Raw genomic sequence first — 221 nt, 5'->3', positions numbered from 1 at the left:
GCCCACTAAACTCAGTGCCACGGTCCACAGTAAAGCTGTGCACCGGACCATTAAAAGTGGTTAGGAACTTAGTTAGTGCTTCATTAACAGTCGCTGTCGTCCGATCTTTTAACCGGTATGCCCAAAGGAACCGTGATTTTCGATCGATTAAAGTTAATAAAACTGCCTTACTATGCCCACGAGGACCAACGACTGTATCTAGTTCAAAATCGCCGATGCGA

The 221-nt window shown here is 45.7% G+C and carries 1 protein-coding gene; it reads right to left on the bottom strand.

The features are described from left to right. Nucleotides 1-221, bottom strand: a 221-nt coding sequence (locus KTE19_RS13835) for a DDE-type integrase/transposase/recombinase (RefSeq protein WP_217342535.1), incomplete at both ends; no start/stop codon positions are given.

Origin of the sequence: Lentilactobacillus dabitei, assembly GCF_019061365.1 — a bacterium.
Lineage (GTDB): Bacteria > Bacillota > Bacilli > Lactobacillales > Lactobacillaceae > Lentilactobacillus > Lentilactobacillus dabitei.
This window is presented reverse-complemented; position numbering and strand designations above follow the sequence as displayed.